Here is a 5,115-nt window from a genome sequence, read left to right on the forward strand (position 1 = left end):
GTTTCGAAGGCGTTATATTGTTTTAGGGGCCGTAGCTCAGCTGGGAGAGCACCTGCTTTGCAAGCAGGGGGTCGTCGGTTCGATCCCGTCCGGCTCCACCACTTTAATCGGTCATCATCATGTTGTAAGAACACGGTTTAGTAAGAGGTTTTTAGCCTTTTGCTTGTTCTATTGAAATTGTGAAGAGAAGATATATTCAGACATGTTCCTTTTTAAGGTTCCTTCTGAGGTGCAAGTTTTTTGTTAAGAAAAATACTTTCTTGGGAAAATGCTTGTTGTCGAAAAAAGGTTTTGGAAAACAGATTTTAAAAAAGATCTTGAAAGAAAAACCTTTCTTCCGAAGAGGAAATCTTAATTTAGAAGGAAATCTTAATTTAGAAAAAGAGACATGTGTCGCAAGGGAATGCTCAAAACCCTTGCTTATGATTGGAAGCTTAACCGCGCCATTGAATATATCTCGAGAAGCTGGTCTTTTCTGCTGATATTTGGTTTGTTTTGCGCTTTATTTTGCACAAGATAAAGAGAAGCAGACAAACCGTGAATGAATATTGGCAATGAGAACGATCAAGTGTCTTAAGGGCATTTGGTGGATGCCTTGGCATGCACAGGCGATGAAGGACGTGATACGCTGCGATAAGCTACGGGGAGGTGCGAATACCCTTTGATCCGTAGATTTCCGAATGGGGCAACCCACCTTTGATGGCTAGAAAAATTAAGCTGTTTTTTAAAACAGTTTAGTTTTCTAGTCGTCAGATAAAGGTATCTACACCTGAATAAAATAGGGTGTAAGAAGCAAACGCAGGGAACTGAAACATCTAAGTACCTGTAGGAAAGGACATCAAACGAGACTCCGTTAGTAGTGGCGAGCGAACGCGGACCAGGCCAGTGGCTTGAATTAAGAAAAGTAGAAACGACTGGAAAGTCGTACCAAAGAGGGTGATAGTCCCGTATACGTAAATCTGATTTAAGTCCTAGAGTAGGGCGGGACACGTGAAATCCTGTCTGAACATGGGTCGACCACGATCCAAGCCTAAGTACTCGTGCATGACCGATAGCGCACCAGTACCGTGAGGGAAAGGTGAAAAGTACCCCGACAAGGGGAGTGAAATAGTACCTGAAACCGAATGCCTACAAACAGTCGGAGCCCAAGATTCGTTCTGGGTGACGGCGTACCTTTTGTATAATGGGTCAGCGACTTAGTCTAACGAGCAAGCTTAAGCCGGTAGGTGTAGGCGTAGCGAAAGCGAGTCTGAATAGGGCGTTCAGTTCGTTGGATTAGACCCGAAACCGAGTGATCTAGCCATGAGCAGGCTGAAGGTAAGGTAACACTTACTGAAGGGCCGAACCCGTATCTGTTGCAATAGATTGGGATGACTTGTGGCTAGGGGTGAAAGGCCAATCAAACTCGGAAATAGCTGGTTCTCCGCGAAATCTATTTAGGTAGAGCGTTAGTCGAATTCTCCAGGGGGTAGAGCACTGGATGGGCTAGGGGTCCTCACCGGATTACCAAACCTAACCAAACTCCGAATACCTGGAAGAACTAACTAGCAGACACACGGCGGGTGCTAACGTCCGTCGTGGAGAGGGAAACAACCCTGACCACCATCTAAGGTCCCCAAGTTATGGCTAAGTGGGAAAGGATGTGAGGATCCCAAAACAACCAGGATGTTGGCTTAGAAGCAGCCACCATTTAAAGAAAGCGTAACAGCTCACTGGTCTAAATAAGGGTCCCTGCGCCGAAAATGTAACGGGGCTAAAGCCATACACCGAAGCTGTGGATTTACTCCTTTTGGAGTAAGTGGTAGCGGAGCGTTCCGTAAGCCTGTGAAGGGAGACTCGTGAGAGCTCCTGGAGGTATCGGAAGTGAGAATGCTGACATGAGTAACGATAAAGGGAGTGAGAGACTCCCTCGCCGAAAGTCCAAGGGTTCCTGCTTAAAGTTAATCTGAGCAGGGTGAGTCGGCCCCTAAGGCGAGGCCGAAAGGCGTAGTCGATGGGAACCACGTTAATATTCGTGGACCTGTGGGTAGTGACGGATTGCGTATATTGTAAGATCTTATTGGATTGATCTTGCAGTGAAGCAGTTCCAGGAAATAGCTCCCACATATAGACCGTACCCCAAACCGACACAGGTGGACTGGTAGAGAATACTAAGGCGCTTGAGAGAACTACGTTGAAGGAACTCGGCAAATTGCACGCGTAACTTCGGAAGAAGCGTGACCCTTTAGCGGGCAACCGTTAGAGGGTGGCACAAACCAGGGGGTAGCGACTGTTTACCAAAAACACAGGGCTCTGCGAAGTCGCAAGACGACGTATAGGGTCTGACGCCTGCCCGGTGCTGGAAGGTTAAGAGGAGATGTGCAAGCATTGAATTGAAGCCCCAGTAAACGGCGGCCGTAACTATAACGGTCCTAAGGTAGCGAAATTCCTTGTCGGGTAAGTTCCGACCTGCACGAATGGCGTAACGACTTCCCCGCTGTCTCCAACGTAGACTCAGTGAAATTGAATTCCCCGTGAAGATGCGGGGTTCCTGCGGTTAGACGGAAAGACCCCGTGCACCTTTACTATAGCTTTACACTGGCATTTGTGTCTGTATGTGTAGGATAGGTGGTAGACTTTGAAGCAGGGGCGCTAGCCTTTGTGGAGTCATCCTTGAAATACCACCCTTACCGATATGGATGTCTAACCGCAGTCCGTTATCCGGATTCGGGACCGTGTATGGTGGGTAGTTTGACTGGGGCGGTCGCCTCCTAAAGAGTAACGGAGGCGCGCGATGGTAGGCTCAAAACGGTCGGAAATCGTTTGTTGAGTGCAATGGCATAAGCCTGCCTGACTGTGAGACTGACAAGTCGAGCAGAGTCGAAAGACGGTCATAGTGATCCGGTGGTCCCGTGTGGAAGGGCCATCGCTCAACGGATAAAAGGTACGCCGGGGATAACAGGCTGATGACCCCCAAGAGTCCATATCGACGGGGTTGTTTGGCACCTCGATGTCGACTCATCGCATCCTGGGGCTGGAGCAGGTCCCAAGGGTATGGCTGTTCGCCATTTAAAGCGGTACGTGAGTTGGGTTCAGAACGTCGTGAGACAGTTCGGTCCCTATCTGCCGTGGGTGTTGGAATATTGACAGGACCTGTCCCTAGTACGAGAGGACCGGGATGGACGTATCTCTGGTGGACCTGTTGTGGCGCCAGCCGCATAGCAGGGTAGCTATATACGGACGAGATAACCGCTGAAGGCATCTAAGCGGGAAACTCACCTGAAAACAAGTATTCCCTGAGAACCGTGGTAGACTACCACGTTGATAGGTCAGGTGTGGAAGTGTGGTAACACATGAAGCTTACTGATACTAATCGTTCGATCGACTTGATCGTTCTCATTTCCCATATTCTTTCTTTAAATATAAAAATTCCAGCTTCTCATCATTCATGCTTTTTGCTGACTTGGTGGTTATGGCGGAGTGAACGCACCCGATCCCATCCCGAACTCGGCCGTGAAACGCTCCAGCGCTGATGGTACTTTGCCTTAAGGCACGGGAGAGTAAGTCGCCGCCAGGTCTGCTAAAGGCATGATAGATAACAATTCAAAATAAAAATATAACGATAAATATCAAGGCTCAATACTGAGAGTAGACAATAAAAAAATCTTGTCTTAAAATATATAACGCGGGGTGGAGCAGCCCGGTAGCTCGTCAGGCTCATAACCTGAAGGCCGCAGGTTCAAATCCTGCCCCCGCAACCACTTCTTAATAGTTAACCCTATAATATTCCCTAGCATTCCCGTAATAGTAACTTGACTCTTCTCAATCTAAACAGAAATATGCCAAACGCAGAGAATAATCTGCTCAATAAGCCTAATTAAAAAAGCTTATAAAATTAAAAAAATCCATACTATTGTCTCTTTACATTGCAAACATTCTAAAGGCGTCAATGAAATATCATAGATAAACGAGACCTTGTATCAAAAAAAACATCTCATTTTACTCTTCTAAAGTTCAAAAAAATAACAAAAGCTCTCTCTCAACACACCGTGATAACAAATCATGCCAAAAAAAGACCTATGGAGCGGCTTTGGGGCTGGATCGGATCTCTTCTCAGCCCTAAAAGAACGCAATAGGACTCATAAGGGGTATGCTACTAATGAAGCAGAGATAGGCAGAGAATGCTTTCTTCTCTCTAAAACGATAAATCTAAAAGCTCTTCTTAATACTGGAAAATAAAAATAGCATCAATCTCTGAAAATAAAAGCAGGCGGAAACGTGTCGTAGCGTGTAAACGCATGGAGTGAAATGCTAATCACTCGAAACTCTTCTCACGTAACAGAGACATAATCGAAAACGCTATGGAAAAAGGAAAAAACGTACGAGCGCGTAAATACCCGTAGAGTTATGCTGAGGAGATATAGGAGCACTCGCAACTCTGCCCTGCGTAAAAAAACGCAATGCAGAAATAGGGGACACTCCGCTAAACATTATGCCCTCTGAAACAACTAGAAAAAAGAGCGTAGAGGTGTATGTAATTCACACACAGAAACACTCCTCAAAAACTAAATCTAAGCTCAGCTTCTCTCTCTTTTACGATATCCCTCCCTTTGTCCTATGTGTGCCTATATATCTTCATCCTTAAAACAATCTGCTAACTTTTTGTAACAAAAAATTGCACATAATTCCTTGACCACCTAAACTATCTATATCCCTAAATACTAAGGCGGATTTTTACTTAGAAAGCTTTTGGGGAAAGCTTTTGGGGTACTGAGCCTATGCCTATGATCTGTAGGGGCAGTGCTTTACGGCTTAGATAGAGAAATAACAGCTTTTTACACTATCCTAACATACATAAAGCAACCTTAAGAGAAAAAACTCTAAAAGTTACATATCCCTATCCTTGGCGCAATGGACTATCTGTTTTGAAAGAGACATCTCACATTATCTCTTGGACATCTGCTCTAGCCCCATTTACCGTTTCTAGGGTGACATGTTCTTTAAAGAATTAATGATTTTTGCGATCTTTTTTAGAAACCAGCGTAATGAGGGAGAAAGTATGCCGTGAGAAAAAAAGGGGCAGCTTTTTGCTTTTGCAGCCATTGGTCTTGATGTTTGAACGGAAACTGGCAGTGG

The 5,115-nt window shown here is 45.5% G+C and carries 2 tRNA genes and 2 rRNA genes; all 4 read left to right on the top strand.

From position 1 onward, the window contains the following. Window positions 1–25 precede the first annotated feature (25 nt). The 4 genes from ACFIML_RS08530 (at window position 26) to ACFIML_RS08545 (ending at window position 3,740) form a co-directional block, all read left to right on the top strand. Window positions 26–101, top strand: a tRNA-Ala gene (locus ACFIML_RS08530). A gap of 461 nt (window positions 102–562) precedes the next feature. Beyond that, window positions 563–3,373: ribosomal RNA gene (locus ACFIML_RS08535) — 23S ribosomal RNA — on the top strand. Between the two features lie 68 nt (window positions 3,374–3,441). Next, window positions 3,442–3,556 (top strand): 5S ribosomal RNA (rrf, locus tag ACFIML_RS08540). Window positions 3,557–3,663: 107 nt separating this feature from the next. Next, a tRNA-Met gene (locus tag ACFIML_RS08545) sits at window positions 3,664–3,740 on the top strand. Window positions 3,741–5,115 lie beyond the last annotated feature (1,375 nt).

Source organism: Bartonella sp. AC62GZZY (genome assembly GCF_042196525.1).
GTDB lineage: Bacteria > Pseudomonadota > Alphaproteobacteria > Rhizobiales > Rhizobiaceae > Bartonella.